The following is a 12,700-nucleotide window of genomic DNA, read 5'->3' as shown; positions in this document are numbered from 1 at the left end:
CCGCGGGCCCGCAGGAGCACTCTGGAAGCAGGTCTTCCGGAGGTGATCGTCATGACGCAAACCGCAGTGGGATGGCACATCGAGCTGGAGTTCCAGGAGGACGACACGCACACGCGGGCGGTCGCGCTGGTGCGCCTGTCCGACGGGACCGAGGTAAAGGCCCACGGTCACGCGAGCCGACACCACACCGACGCGAATCAGCCAAGGGTGGGCGAGGAGATCGCCGGCGCACGGGCGCTGAACGAACTCGCCATGCAGCTGCTCACCAAGGCGCACGGGGAGATCGACTCGGCGTCGGGGCGGACGTCGCACTCGATCAACGTCTGAGCCACAGGTTCCCGTTCATGCGAGACAGACGCGCACCGCCCGCACCAGCGCCTGCGCCCGCGGGTCCGCCGTCACGCTCTTCCTGAAACCGTTCGTCACATAGCCGAAGGCGATGCCCGAGTCGGGGTCGGCGAAGCCGAGGGCGCCGCCGCGGCCCGGGTGGCCGAAGGAGGTGGGGGACAGCAGCGGGGACGCCGCCCCGTGCAGCATGTAGCCGAGGCCGAACCGCGTGTTCACGACGAGCACGCGGTCCGGTCCCGCGCTGCGTTCGGTGCGCGCCAGCTCCATCGTCTCCGGCGTGAACAGGCGTGTCCCGCCGTCCAGTTCGCCGATCAGCGACGCGTAGAAACGCGCCAGGCCGTCCGCCGTGGCGATGCCATTGGAGGCGGGGAGGGCGGCGGCGCGGTAGGCGGGGTCGTTCTCGTCGGGCAGCGGCGTGATCGCGGCGAAGGCGCGGCGGGTGAGGGTGCCGGGGTCGGCGTAGGCCTCGGAGACCGCCCGCTTGGGGCGGGTGCGCAGGCCGTGCGGGTCCGCCGGCGGGTCGACCTGCGCCACCCGGCCCACCCGCGCCTGCTCGCCCGCCGGCAGCCCCAGCCACAGGTCCGCCCCGACCGGGCCCGCTATCTCCTCCGCGATCCACTCGCCGACGCCGAGTCCCGTGATCCGCCGCACCAGCTCGCCCGTCAGCCAGCTGTACGTCTGCGCGTGATACCCGTGGTCGGTGCCCGGCTCCCAGACCGGTGCCTGCGCCGCGACCGCCTCGGCGCCGAGGTCGGGGTCCGCGGCCTCGGCGGGCGTGAGGGGACGGTCCAGCACGGGCACGCCCGCGCGGTGCGCGAGCAGATGCCACACTCGCGTCCGCTCCTTGCCCGCCGCCTTGAACTCCGGCCAGTAGTCGCCGACCGGCGCGTCCAGGTCCAGCTCACCGCGCTGCTGCAGCAGCAGGAGTACGGCGGCGGCGACGCCCTTGGTCGCCGAGCGCACGATCTGGGCGGTGCCCTGCTGCCACGGCTCGGTGCTGTCTGCGCCGTCTACGTTCTTCGTGCCGCCCCACAGGTCGACGACCTTGTGCCCGTCCCGGTAGACGGTGACGGCCGCGCCCCGGTCCCCGAGCACCTCGAAGTTCCGTACGAACGCTTCCCTGACCGGCTCGAAGCCCTCGGCCACCGCACCGTTCACGTCCACGCCCGTGCTCCTGTTGCCCGTGAGTACTGCCGGTGAGTACTCCCCACTCACCCAAGCAGAATCGTCACGTCGATGTTCCCGCGGGTCGCGTTCGAGTACGGGCACACCTCGTGCGCGGCGTCCACCAGCTTCGCCGCGACGTCCGGGTCCAGCACCGGGAGCGAGACGCTGAGGGCGACCGCGAGGCCGTAACCGCGCTGCTTGTTGGGGCCTATGCCGACCTTCGCGGCGACCGTGGAACCGGTGAGGTCGAAGCCGGACCGGCGGCCCACCAGTACCAGCGCGTTGTGGAAGCAGGAGCTGTAGCCGGCCGCGAACAGTTGCTCCGGGTTGGTGCCGTTGCCGTCCCCGCCGAGCTCCGGCGGCATCGCGACCCTGACCTCGATCTGCCCGTCCTGGCTGGTGACGTAGCCGTCCCGGCCGCCGTGCGCGGTCGCCTCGGCGACGTACATGATTTTCGTCGGTCGGGTGTCGACGGTTTCGACGGGTTCCATGGGTTCGATGGGTTCGACGGTCGGATCGTCACTCATGGCGCTCATGGTTGGCCCCCCAGAACGAGTGCGCGCAAGTACATCGTGCACAAGGTACTTGCCGGTAGGTCAGTAGCCGTTACCAGGGGGTAGCAACCGTGGGTAACCCGAGATCAGCGCTGTGCGGCCGCTTCGGCCTTCGCTGCCAGCCGCCAGAGATCCTCGCGCAGCCGCGCGACCTCCGGCTCGTCGAGCCCCGTCGCCGCGAGCAGCGCGCCCGGTACGCACGCCGCCCGCTCCCGCAGTTCCTCCCCGCGCCCCGTGCACGCGACCAGCACCGAGCGCTCGTCGTGCGCCGCGCGCTCCCGGCGCACCAGCCCCGCCGACTCCAGCCGCTTCAGCAGGGGCGACACCGTGCCGTAGTCGAGCCGCAGCGCGGTCGCCAGCTCCTTGACCGCGATCTCGCCGCGCTCCCACAGGACGAGCAGCACCAGGTACTGCGGGTAGGTGAGGCCGAGTTCGTCGAGGAGCGGCCGGTAGGAGGACGTCACCGCCCGCTGGGCCGCGTACAGCGCAAAGCACAGCTGGTCGTCGAGCAGCAGCGAGCCCTTGGAGTCTTTCTCGGCCGCCGTATGGTCCTCGTTCGTCACGCGCCCATTGTCACGGACCGCGGGTCGAAACCGAAGGGCAGCTCCAGGCGGTGGGCGCGCATCAGCTCCTCGTCGGAGAGCAGCTCGGCCGTCCTGCCGTCCGCGGCGATCACGCCCTCGCTGAGGACGAGCGAGCGCGGGCACAGCTCCAGGGCGTACGGCAGGTCGTGCGTGACCATGAGGACGGTGACGTCCAACGAGCGCAGGATGTCGGCCAGTTCGCGGCGCGAGGCCGGGTCGAGGTTGGAGGACGGCTCGTCCAGGACGAGGATCTCCGGCTCCATCGCGAGTACGGTCGCCACGGCCACCCGGCGCCGCTGCCCGAAGGAGAGGTGGTGCGGGGGCCGTTCCTTGAACTCGCCCATGCCGACCTGCGCGAGCGCCCGGTCGACCCGCTCCTCCAGCTCGGGCCCCTTCAGCCCGGCCGCCGCCGGCCCGAACGCCACGTCCTCGCGGACCGTCGGCATGAACAGCTGGTCGTCCGGGTCCTGGAAGACGATGCCGACCCGGCGGCGGATCTCCGCCATGTGCTGCTTGCCGACGGGCAGCCCGGCCACCGTGACCGTGCCCGCACCGCCGGTCAGGATGCCGTTGAGGTGGAGGACAAGGGTCGTCTTGCCGGCACCGTTCGGGCCGAGCAGCGCGACCCGCTCACCGCGCCCGACCGTGAAGTCGACGCCGAACAGGGCCTGGTGGCCGTCGGGGTAGGCGAAGGCCAGACCGGCCACTTCCAGCGAAGGTGTCACAGGTGTCACAAGGTCCATCCCAGCAGGCAGACGACAAGGGCGGCGACGGGGAGTGCGAGGGCGTACGACCACTGCGCCCGGTCCGCGGTCACCTCGTCGATCACCGGCATGGAACCGGCGTAACCGCGGCTGACCATGGCCAGGTGGACGCGCTCCCCGCGCTCGTAGGAGCGGATGAAGAGGGCGCCGGCCGACTTCGCCAGCACACCCCAGTGCCGCACTCCCCGCGCCTCGAAGCCCCGCGACTCCCGCGCGATCCGCATCCGCCGCATCTCGTCGGTGATGACATCGCCGTAACGGATCATGAAGGACGCGATCTGGACGAGCAGCGGCGGGAGCTTCAACCGCTGGAGGCCGAGGAGGAGTTCGCGCAGCTCGGTCGTGGAGGCCAGCAGGACGGAGGCGGCGACACCCAGCGTGCCCTTGGCGAGCACGTTCCAGGCGCCCCACAGGCCGTTCACGCTCAGGGACAGGCCCAGGACGTCCACCCGCTCGCCCTCCGCCACGAACGGCATCAGCACGGCGAACGCGACGAACGGCACCTCGATCAGCAGCCGTTTCAGCAGGAATCCGGCGGGCACGCGCGCGTGGCGTGCGACGAAGCCCAGGAGGACGGCGTACAGGCCGAACGCCCACATCGCCTCCCGCGGCGTCGACACCACGACCACCACGAAGGCGAACGCCGCGGCGAGCTTGGTGTGCGGCGGCAGGGCGTGCACGGGGGAGTGCCCGTGCCGGTACAGCCTGTGCGCGTGTCCGGCGCCCATGTCAGACGCCCGTCCCGACGGGGGAGGTGTCGGCCGTACGGCGCCTGCGCACCGCCCAGAACACCGTGCTGCCCGCGACGACCGTGACGCCGACGCCGATCAGGCCCGCGAGGCCCTTGGAGACGCGGCCGTCGGTGATGTCCTTGACGCCGTATCCGGCGAGCGGGGAGTCGGCGGCCGCGTGCTTCTCGGTCTTCTTGTCGATGCCCTGGTCCTGGGCGACCTTCATCAGACCGTCGGGGTTCGTGTTGGCGTAGAAGCTGACGAATCCGGCGAGGACGAGGGAGGTGACCAGGCCGGTGAGCCACAGCCTGCGGCGGGAGGTGCGCGCCGCGACGGGCGCCGGACGGGACGGAGGAGCGTCCACGAGTTCGCCGTTCACGCGCAGCTTGAGCCGCTGCTCCAGGCCGCGCGCGCCGTACACGAGATCCGGGCGTACGGCGATCACCGCGCCGACCGTCAGTGCCGTGATCGCCGCCTCGCCGATCCCGATCAGGACGTGCACGCCGATCATCGCGGTGGCGACCTTGCCGAGGGAGACGTCCGTGGTGCCGCCGACGGCGTAGATCAGCGTGAAGGCGACCGCGGCGGCCGGGACCGAGAGGAGCGCGGCGGCGAAGGAGGCCACGGTCACCGAGCGCCGCTTGCGCGGAAGCACCTTCACCAGGAACCGGAAGACGGCGTACCCGACGACCGTCGTGACGATCGCCATGTCCGTGATGTTCACGCCGAGCGCGGTCAGGCCGCCGTCCGCGAAGAGGATGCCCTGCATCAGCAGGACGACGGACACGCACAGCACCCCGGTGAAGGGGCCGACGAGGATCGCGGCGAGCGCGCCGCCGAGCAGATGGCCGCTGGTCCCCGCCGCGACGGGGAAGTTCAGCATCTGCACGGCGAAGATGAACGCCGCCACCAGCCCGGCCAGCGGCGCGGTGCGTTCGTCCAGCTCGCGGCGCGCGCCGCGCAGACTGACCGCGATGGCGCCCGCGGCGACGACGCCGGTCGCGGCGGAGACGGGGGCATTGATGAATCCGTCAGGCACATGCACCGTTCGATGATAGTGCCTTGTTGCGAACTACTTGCAAGAGCGACCCGCTCGTGCATTGTGCACGGTTTCGCGCGCGTGTGAGATGTCCGACGCCAGGGGGCGTGTTCCGGAATATATGGGACATTGGGAGGGGGTGGGCGCACAGTTTCCACACAGGTCACGCAGCGTGAGAGGCCGGCACGATGTCTGTAGTCGAGCAGTACGCACGAGCCCACCTGGTCACGGATGCGGTCATACCCGAGGACGAGACCGTCCCCGTCGTCCTGCGCTACGACCCCGAGGTCGACCCGCGCGCGGTGCGGGTGGATCTTCCCGGGACGCATGAGTGGAGCTTTTCGCGTTCGCTCCTGGAGCAGGGGTTGCGGGCGCCTGCGGGCAGCGGAGAGGTCCGCGTGTGGCCTTGCGGCCGTGTGCAGGCCGTCGTCGAGTTTCACTCGGCGACGGGGGTTTCGGTTGTGCAGTTCGAGTCGAAGACGCTGCTGAGGTTCTTGCGCCGCACTTATATGGCTGCGGCGCCTGTTGGTCGCTGAGCACTCCGGTCGTCGGTCGTCTGCGGCGCCGTCGTGGCTGGTCGCGCAGTTCCCCGCGCCCCTAAAAACGGGGCGCGCTCAACCGCCCATTTTTAGCAGTGCCGCTACGATCGGGCCCGCTGTGTCGCCGCCGTGGCCGCCTGCCTGGACCACGCCTGCGGCCACCAGGTCGCCGCGGTAGGCCGTGAACCAGCCGTTCGGCTTCTTCTGGCCGTCTACCTCCGCCGAACCGGTCTTGGCGCCGACGTCGCCGGTGACGCCGGACATCGCCTTGGCCGCCGTGCCGTATCCGGCCGTGTACCGCATGACCTCCTTGACCCAGCTCTGGGTCTGGGCCGACATCGTGCGCGAGGCCTTGGCCAGCGTGCGGTTGTCCACCGAGGGGGAGACCAGGTACGGCTGGTGGAAGACGCCCGCCTCCACCGTCGCCGCCACCGACGCCATGTTCAGCGGGTTCATCCGCACCCCGCCCTGCCCGATCAGCGAGGCGCCCATCTGTGCGCCGCTCATCACCGGGATCGAGCCGTCGAAGGTCGGGACGCCGATGGCCCAGTTGTTCATGCCGAGGCCGTAGACCTGCTGGGCCTCCTGCGTCAGATCGCTGTTGGACAGCTTCGGGGCGAAGTTGATGAAGGCGTTGTTGCAGGAGGCACCGAAGGCCAGCTTGAAGGTGCCCTGCTTGATCTCGGAGTCGCCGTCGTTGTGGAAGGTCCAGCCGGCGAGCTTGTACGTCTTGGGGCAGGGGTGCGAGGCGTCCGGGGTGATGAGCTTCTTCTCGAACAGCATCGTCGACGTCACGATCTTCATCGTGGAGCCGGGGGCCAGGGAGCCCTGGAAGGCGACATTGAAGGTGTGGTTCTGGTTCGCCACGGCCAGGATCTCGCCGGTCGACGGACGCATGACCACGACCGACGACCGCTGCTTCGCGGCGACCTGCCGCTCGGCCGCGGCCTGGAACGTCGGGCTCAGCGTCGTCTTCACCTTGCCCGGTGTGCCCTTGGTGAGCGTCAGCAGCGTCTTGTCCGACAGCTTGGCCTTCTGCGACGCCTTGCCGCGCACCACGTCCAGCTCGACGCCCGCCTTGCCGCCGGCGGTCTTGCCGTACTTCTCGCGCAGGCCGTCGAGGACCGGGCCCAGCGAGGGGTACTTCGCGGCGGTCAGCTCACCGCCGTCGCGGTCGTACGCCTTGACCGGCGGGGTCCCGGACTCGCCCGTGACCAGCGTGTCGCCGTCCTTCAGATCGGGCTGGACGACCGCGGAGTGCCAGTCGACCAGCGGCTTGCCGGTCGTCCGGTCGCGCACGACCGTCAGCGAATTCTCGTACGCGAGCGGCTTCTTGATGCCCTTGTACGACACCGTGCCCTTGACGGAGAAGGGGACCTTGTCGCCGGTGCGGGTGCCGGGGGTGAGCGTGACGCCCGTGACATGGGCGTCCTTGGTGTAGCCGGTGAGCAGGGCGGTGGCCGCCGTCGAGTCGCTGGTGACGGCGGCTGCCTGTGCCGCCTTGCCCTGCTGCCAGGACGTGAGGAACTTCGTGGCCGTCGTCTGGACCTCGGTCGCCGACAGCGGTCCGGTCTTGACCTTGGGCTTGTTGTCGGCGGACGAGGACGTCGACGCCCGGTCGTCGGCCGCCGAGCCGCCGGTCAGCGCGTAGACGCCGACGCCGGCGCCGACGATCACCACGGCGATCATCCCGCCGACCACGGCGGGCCTGGTCTTCCGTCGCTCGGCGACGCGCCTTCTGTTGCCCACAGTTCCTTTTCCTTCGCGAATTTCCCCAGGGTCCCCGTTGCCCCCATCCATCCCAACGACGGCAACAGCCTAGAGTCCCGTCCTCAACGGGTGACTTCAGCCTCCGGTTCGTAGCACAGCTGCGACAATCGGGCCCGCCGCCGTGCCGCCGTGGCCGCCCTCCTCGGTCATCGCCGCCGCCGCGATGTCACCCCGGAAGCCTGTGAACCAGCTGTTGGACACGGCCTGTCCATCGACCTCCGCCGAACCGGTCTTCGCGCCGATGTCCCCGCTGAGCCCGGCCATCGCCTGTGTCGCGGTGCCCTGGGTGGCGGTGAGCCGCATCATCTGCTTGAGCTGGGCGGAGGTGGCGGTGGACAGGCCCTTCGCGGTGGCCAGTTGGCGGTCGTCGAGCGTCGGCGACACCAGGTACGGCTGCCGGAACCGGCCGGTGATGGCGGTCGCCGTGACGGACGCCATGTTCAGCGGGCTCATCTGGACCTGGCCCTGGCCGATGGCGTTCGCCGCGCGGTCCGGGCCGCCGACCGCGGGGACCTTGCCGTCGAAGGAGACGATGCCGGTCTTCCAGTCGTCCCGGCCGAGCCCGAACCGGTCCTGCGCCTCCGACGTCAGCGAGGAGTCGGTGAGCGGCTTCTCGTCGATGAGCTTGATGAACGCGGTGTTGCAGGAACGCAGGAAGCTGTTGGCGAGGGTGGCCTTCGGATTGGGCTGCATGCCCTTGAGGTTGGTGAACGTCTGGCTCTTCCAGGTGGCGGTGGGCGTGCAGGGGGCCGGGCCGTTCATCGAGGTCACCCCGTTGTCGATGAGCATCGCGGCGGTGATGATCTTCATGGTGGAGCCGGGCGCGACCTGCCCCTCGAAGGCCGCGTTGAACGCGTCCTTGCGGTTGTTGGCCACCGCCAGCACCTCACCGGTGCTCGGCCTGACGGCCACCACCGACGACTCGGCGAACTTCTTCACCGCGGTCTCGGCCGCCGCCTGCGCACTCGCGCTGATCGTGGTCTGCAGCTTTCCCGCCCTGCCCTTGGCGAGGGTGAGCAGCGAGGTGTCCGCCGCGTCCGGGGACTCATGCCTGATCGACAGCTCGATGCCGGGGGTTCCGCCCGCCTTGTCGCCGTACCGCTTGCGCAGGGCGTCCAGGACCGGGCCGAGCGACGGGTACTTCTCCTTCGTCAGTACGGCCCCACCCCGGCCCAGCGCCTCGATCGGCGGGCTCGCCGCCTCACCGGTGACCAGGGTGTCGCCCTTCTGCAGCTGCGGATGGACCACGGACGGCTGCCAGTCGACCAGCGCCCGCCCGGTGGTCTTCCCGCGCACGACGGTCAGCTCGCTCTTGTACGTCAGGGGCTTGGACTTGCCCTCGTAGGACACCGTTGCCTTGACCGTGTAAGGAATCGTCGCGCCGCTCGCCGTACCCGGCGTGATCTTCACGCCGGTGATGTGGGCGTTGTTGCTGTAGGCGGTCAGCAGGGGTTCGGCGGCCGCGTCGTTGTTCGTGTACGTCGCCGCCTTCGCGCCCTGGCCCTTCTCCCAGGCCGCGAAGAAACTCGCCGACGTCGCCTTGATCTCGTCGCTGCTCGGCGGCCCGGTCTTCACCGACGCCGGCCCGCTCGCCCCCGAACCCCCGTCGCCGTTCAGCGCGGACACGATGTTGTACGCGCCGTATCCGGCGCCGCCCACCATCACAGCGAAGACGCCGCTGATGACGGCGACCTTTCCCTTGCCCATGAAGGGCCCCCTCCCCGTTCCCCGTAGCGGTGCAGGCACTGTATGTGGCCCAAGGGGGAGCTGTGAGGGGTGTTTCCTTATGTTGTCCGATCGGAGATGCAGAAGGACGCAGAAGGTCCGCTACACCCAGGTATCGAGCCACATACGTGAACGCCAGTCGTCGATCGGGATCGCCGTACCGGTGTACAGGGGCCAGAAGTAGATGAAGTTCCAGGCGATCAGCAGGACCAGCACGCCCGCGCCCGTCGCGCCCGCCACCCGGCGGGTGTCGCTCGACCCCGGCGGCCCGATGATCGCGCCCAGCAGCATCGCCACCGCGAGGCACAGGAACGGCACGAAGACCACGGCGTAGAAGAAGAAGATCGTCCGCTCCTGGTACAGGAACCAGGGCAGATAGCCGGCCGCGATGCCGCAGGCGATGGCGCCCGCCCGCCAGTCGCGGCGCAGCAGCCAGCGCCACAGGATGTACAGCACCGCGAAGCAGGCCACCCACCACAGCAGCGGGGTGCCGATCGCGAGGACCTCGCGGGCGCATTTCTGGCCCGCGTCCACGGGGCAGCCGTCCTTGCCGGGCGAGGGGGACTCGTAGAAGTACGAGACCGGGCGGCCGTCGACGAGCCAGCTCCAGGGGTTGGACATGTACGTGTGCGGCGAGTGCAGGTTGCGGTGGAACTCGTAGACCTCGTGCTCGTAGTGCCACAGGCTGCGCCACCAGTCGGGGAACAGCCAGGTCCAGTTGCCGCCCTTGCCGTCGGTGGCGGCCCAGCTGCGGAAGTAGCCGCCCTTGCCGTTGGCGGGGGACAGGATCCAGCCGGTCCAGGAGACGAGGTAGGTGACGATCGCGACCGGGATCGTGGCCACGAACGTGATCGCCGCGTCCGGCAGCACCGCCTTGTAGGGGTTCCCGGCACCCGCCACCTTGCGGGAGCCGATGTCCCACAGGACCGCCATCACGAAGAACGCGGCCGTGATGTACAGGCCGTTCCATTTCGTGCCGATGGCCAGGCCCAGCATCAGGCCCGCCAGCCAGCGCCAGGGGCGCCAGCCCAGGTGGGTCGTCTCGGCGATGTGTGCGTCCGGGCGGATACGGCCGTAGGCGTCGGGCTGGAGCGCGGCCGCGAGTTTCTCGCGGGTCTTGTCGCGGTCGATGACCAGGCAGCCGAACGCGGCCAGCACGAAGAACATCAGCACGCCGTCGAGCAGCGAGGTGCGGGCCATCACGAAGGCCAGCCCGTCGACCGCCATCAGCGCGCCCGCGAGGCAGCCGAGGAACGTCGAGCGGAAGATACGGCGGCCGATGCGGCACAGCATCAGGACCGACAGCGTGCCCAGCAGCGCGGTCATGAACCGCCAGCCGAAGGGGTTGAACCCGAAGAGCATCTCGCCGAGCCCGATCACGTACTTGCCGACCGGCGGATGCACGACATACGCCGCGTCCGTCGGGATCCTGACGTGCCCGTTGGTCGACAGGATCAGGTCGTTGGCGTTCTTGTCCCAGTTGACCTCGAAGCCGCGGTGGACGAGCGCCCAGGCGTCCTTGGCGTAGTACGTCTCGTCGAATATCACCGCCTTCGGGCTGCCCAGGTGCCAGAACCGCATCACCCCCGCCAGCAGCGTGACCAGCAGCGGACCGCCCCAGGCCGACCAGCGCGTGATCCGCTCGGCGAGCACCGGCGGCATCCCGAGCACCTGCCACAACCGCGGGCTGGGCTGCACATACGGCGGCACCAGACGCTCGCGGACGTCGCTTCTCGGCTGCGCGGTGTAGCCGAAACGGCGCAGCCGCTGCTGCCACGACGGCCGCTGGTCCTGCGGGCTCTGGCCTTGCCGGGTGTCCGGGGAGGACGCGGTACTGGTCACCGCGCCATCGTAGGGAACCGTTCTGTGTGAGTCCCGTGCATGGGCGGTACGGGCTTGGATGCGTCCCCTTGAGTCCCGTTGTGTTCGCCCCTGGGAGGATGGGGGGCGTGACCGGAATCCTCGTACTCGCAGGCACCCCCATCGGCGACATCGCGGACGCGCCGCCCCGGCTGGCCGAGGAGCTGGCGGGGGCCGATGTCGTCGCCGCCGAGGACACGCGACGGCTCAGGCGGCTGACGCAGGCGCTGGGCGTCACGCCCAAGGGGCGGATAGTGTCGTACTTCGAGGGCAACGAGTCCGCCCGTACGCCCGAGCTGGTCGAGGAACTGGTGGGCGGCGCGCGCGTCCTGCTCGTCACCGACGCCGGGATGCCGTCCGTGTCCGACCCCGGGTACCGGCTGGTCGCCGCCGCCGTGGAGAAGGACGTCAAGGTCACCGCCGTGCCCGGTCCGTCCGCCGTGCTCACCGCGCTCGCGCTGTCCGGGCTGCCCGTCGACCGGTTCTGCTTCGAGGGGTTCCTGCCGCGCAAGGCGGGGGAGCGGCTGACGCGGCTGAAGGAGGTCGCCGAGGAGCGCCGGACCCTCGTCTACTTCGAGGCCCCGCACCGCCTCGACGACACCCTCGCCGCCATGGCCGAGGTGTTCGGCGCCGACCGGCGGGCCGCCGTCTGCCGGGAGCTGACCAAGACGTACGAGGAGGTCAAGCGGGGCGGGCTCGGGGATCTTGCCGCCTGGGCCGCCGAGGGTGTGCGCGGTGAGATCACCGTCGTCGTCGAGGGCGCGCCCGAGAAGGGGGCCGAGCAGCTCGACGCCGCCGAGCTGGTGCGGCGCGTGCGGGTACGGGAGGAGGCGGGGGAGCGGCGCAAGGAGGCCATCGCGGCCGTCGCCGCGGACGCCGGGCTGCCCAAGAGGGAGGTGTTCGACGCGGTTGTGGCCGCGAAGAACGCCGCTTCCGCGAGTGGTTCGTGAGGACTTCGTGAAGTGCGCCACACCCCCTCTGAGCAGGGCGCATCTCTCCTGAGCAGGCGCCCCACGAGCAGGCAAAGCAAGGTCGTGAAAAGCAAAGCCCAGGGCCCTTTGCGGGGGGTGGTATGGCAAGGAAAATCCAAATCGACTCCAACAGTCGACAGGCCTGATGCATTCGCGCCGGCAGAAGCGTCCACTGGTTGAAGGGACGCACCCGTCCCTTTGTCCAGCAGACAAGAGGAGCTGGCATGAGCGAGATCGCAGGGCAGACCGGGCCCCGTGGCGCGGCGACCGCAGTCGTCCACGAGTCGTATTCCTTCGCCTGCATGCGTTGCGGCAGTGGCTGGGAGCAGTCGTTCGCGATAGAGCACCACCAGGACGCCGAGGGCCACGAGTTCGTCATGTATGTGGCCGACGGCCAGGTCGTTCCGTCTCCGCTGTCCAAGCCGACCTGCCAGAACTGCGACAGTCATGTCGTACGGATCATGCGACCCGGGCAGGTGTCGTCGGTGCGCGACGCGGTGCACAAGCAGCAGCGGCGGACGCCGCAGGCCGAGGCGCCCGAACCCGCAGCCGAAGGCACCGAGGGTGCCGAGGCCGGCGAGCGGGACCACCACTGGCATCTCTCCGATCTCCTGCATCCCTTTCACCGCAAGGCGAGCTGACAGCTCC

Annotated in this window: 13 protein-coding genes; 4 read left to right on the top strand and 9 right to left on the bottom strand. The window is 70.0% G+C overall.

The genetic code is table 11. The annotated features are described in order from the left end of the window. The first annotated feature begins 51 nt into the window (after positions 1 to 51). Positions 52 to 327: a DUF1876 domain-containing protein gene (locus P2Q00_RS16820; RefSeq protein WP_275773341.1), complete on the top strand. Its 276-nt coding sequence runs from the start codon at positions 52 to 54 to the stop codon at positions 325 to 327. Positions 328 to 342: 15 nt separating this feature from the next. Here P2Q00_RS16820 and P2Q00_RS16815 read toward each other — a convergent pair whose 3' ends face one another. The 6 genes from P2Q00_RS16815 to P2Q00_RS16790 all read right to left on the bottom strand — a co-directional run bounded on the left by P2Q00_RS16815 (position 343) and on the right by P2Q00_RS16790 (position 5,193). Beyond that, positions 343 to 1,512: a serine hydrolase domain-containing protein gene (locus tag P2Q00_RS16815; RefSeq protein WP_275773340.1), complete on the bottom strand. Its 1,170-nt coding sequence runs from the start codon at positions 1,510 to 1,512 to the stop codon at positions 343 to 345. Positions 1,513 to 1,559: 47 nt separating this feature from the next. Further along, positions 1,560 to 2,042, bottom strand: a complete 483-nt coding sequence (locus tag P2Q00_RS16810) for an organic hydroperoxide resistance protein (protein WP_275773339.1) — start codon at positions 2,040 to 2,042, stop codon at positions 1,560 to 1,562. A 113-nt stretch (positions 2,043 to 2,155) separates the two neighbouring features. Beyond that, positions 2,156 to 2,632, bottom strand: a complete 477-nt coding sequence (locus P2Q00_RS16805) for a MarR family winged helix-turn-helix transcriptional regulator (RefSeq protein WP_275773338.1) — start codon at positions 2,630 to 2,632, stop codon at positions 2,156 to 2,158. Next, on the bottom strand, positions 2,629 to 3,396 hold the full coding sequence (locus P2Q00_RS16800; protein ID WP_275773337.1) for an energy-coupling factor ABC transporter ATP-binding protein: 768 nt from the start codon (positions 3,394 to 3,396) through the stop codon (positions 2,629 to 2,631). The genes P2Q00_RS16805 and P2Q00_RS16800 overlap by 4 nt, the downstream gene beginning before the upstream one ends. Then, on the bottom strand, positions 3,384 to 4,145 hold the full coding sequence (cbiQ, locus tag P2Q00_RS16795; protein ID WP_275773336.1) for a cobalt ECF transporter T component CbiQ: 762 nt from the start codon (positions 4,143 to 4,145) through the stop codon (positions 3,384 to 3,386). The genes P2Q00_RS16800 and cbiQ overlap by 13 nt, the downstream gene beginning before the upstream one ends. 1 nt (position 4,146) lies before the next feature. Further along, positions 4,147 to 5,193: an energy-coupling factor ABC transporter permease gene (locus P2Q00_RS16790; RefSeq protein ID WP_275773335.1), complete on the bottom strand. Its 1,047-nt coding sequence runs from the start codon at positions 5,191 to 5,193 to the stop codon at positions 4,147 to 4,149. 182 nt (positions 5,194 to 5,375) lie between these two features. Between P2Q00_RS16790 and P2Q00_RS16785 the strand changes: the two genes are divergently transcribed. Further along, positions 5,376 to 5,723: an SsgA family sporulation/cell division regulator gene (locus tag P2Q00_RS16785; RefSeq protein ID WP_275773334.1), complete on the top strand. Its 348-nt coding sequence runs from the start codon at positions 5,376 to 5,378 to the stop codon at positions 5,721 to 5,723. Between the two features lie 78 nt (positions 5,724 to 5,801). On the opposite strand, the gene P2Q00_RS16780 is transcribed toward P2Q00_RS16785, so the two are convergent. The 3 genes from P2Q00_RS16780 to P2Q00_RS16770 form a co-directional block, all read right to left on the bottom strand. Next, positions 5,802 to 7,475 (bottom strand): penicillin-binding transpeptidase domain-containing protein, encoded by a 1,674-nt coding sequence (locus P2Q00_RS16780; RefSeq protein WP_275773333.1) that lies wholly within the window; start codon positions 7,473 to 7,475, stop codon positions 5,802 to 5,804. Positions 7,476 to 7,571: 96 nt separating this feature from the next. Beyond that, a complete protein-coding gene (locus P2Q00_RS16775; protein WP_275773332.1) occupies positions 7,572 to 9,203 on the bottom strand; it encodes a penicillin-binding transpeptidase domain-containing protein in 1,632 nt (543 codons plus the stop codon). A gap of 120 nt (positions 9,204 to 9,323) precedes the next feature. Next, the gene (locus P2Q00_RS16770) at positions 9,324 to 11,063 is read right to left on the bottom strand and encodes a dolichyl-phosphate-mannose--protein mannosyltransferase (RefSeq protein WP_275773331.1); all 1,740 of its coding nucleotides are present in this window, start codon (positions 11,061 to 11,063) and stop codon (positions 9,324 to 9,326) included. Between the two features lie 107 nt (positions 11,064 to 11,170). Between P2Q00_RS16770 and rsmI the strand changes: the two genes are divergently transcribed. Both rsmI and P2Q00_RS16760 read left to right on the top strand, forming a co-directional pair. Beyond that, positions 11,171 to 12,031, top strand: a complete 861-nt coding sequence (gene rsmI / locus P2Q00_RS16765; RefSeq protein ID WP_275773330.1) for a 16S rRNA (cytidine(1402)-2'-O)-methyltransferase — start codon at positions 11,171 to 11,173, stop codon at positions 12,029 to 12,031. Between the two features lie 245 nt (positions 12,032 to 12,276). Next, a complete protein-coding gene (locus tag P2Q00_RS16760; protein WP_275773329.1) occupies positions 12,277 to 12,693 on the top strand; it encodes a hypothetical protein in 417 nt (138 codons plus the stop codon). Positions 12,694 to 12,700: the final 7 nt, after the last annotated feature.

Origin of the sequence: Streptomyces coacervatus, from assembly GCF_029223485.1 — a bacterium.
Lineage (GTDB): Bacteria > Actinomycetota > Actinomycetes > Streptomycetales > Streptomycetaceae > Streptomyces > Streptomyces coacervatus.
This window is presented reverse-complemented; position numbering and strand designations above follow the sequence as displayed.

What these genes read in the sequence shown, in the direction of transcription:
- P2Q00_RS16785 (WP_275773334.1), top strand. Translation starts at nt 5,376, where the DNA reads ATGTCTGTAGTCGAGCAGTACGCACGAGCCCACCTGGTCACGGATGCG.
- P2Q00_RS16775 (WP_275773332.1), bottom strand. Translation starts at nt 9,203, where the DNA reads ATGGGCAAGGGAAAGGTCGCCGTCATCAGCGGCGTCTTCGCTGTGATG.
- P2Q00_RS16760 (WP_275773329.1), top strand. Translation starts at nt 12,277, where the DNA reads ATGAGCGAGATCGCAGGGCAGACCGGGCCCCGTGGCGCGGCGACCGCA.
- P2Q00_RS16800 (WP_275773337.1), bottom strand. Translation starts at nt 3,396, where the DNA reads ATGGACCTTGTGACACCTGTGACACCTTCGCTGGAAGTGGCCGGTCTG.
- P2Q00_RS16820 (WP_275773341.1), top strand. Translation starts at nt 52, where the DNA reads ATGACGCAAACCGCAGTGGGATGGCACATCGAGCTGGAGTTCCAGGAG.
- P2Q00_RS16810 (WP_275773339.1), bottom strand. Translation starts at nt 2,042, where the DNA reads ATGAGTGACGATCCGACCGTCGAACCCATCGAACCCATGGAACCCGTC.
- cbiQ (WP_275773336.1), bottom strand. Translation starts at nt 4,145, where the DNA reads ATGGGCGCCGGACACGCGCACAGGCTGTACCGGCACGGGCACTCCCCC.